Source organism: Phormidium sp. CCY1219 (genome assembly GCF_055795085.1).
Genome location: NZ_JAYFEQ010000327.1, coordinates 1 through 206, shown reverse-complemented (window position 1 = coordinate 206; position 206 = coordinate 1). Strand labels below are relative to the sequence as shown.

Sequence of the window (206 nt, the reverse complement as noted above, 5' to 3'; positions counted from 1 at the left end):
ATTAGGTTTTCGTTACAGATGGATAATTCGCACGCGGTGGGAGTACCCCCGCCATCGCTGGGAACCTCGCTATCGATGGGGGGTAAGGGCGGAAGTGCGCCAGTACCGCCACCGGTACCCCCACCACCTCCACCACCGGTATTTGCTGCATCAACGGTACCGCTAATGGGGAAATTAAAGGGGTTTTCGTCGCTATCGTTGGTGGT

Annotated in this window: 1 pseudogene; it reads right to left on the bottom strand. The window is 56.8% G+C overall.

The features are described 5' to 3' along the window. Positions 1 to 206 (bottom strand): annotated as a pseudogene (locus tag AC0QH1_RS05800) (hypothetical protein); the annotation flags it as partial.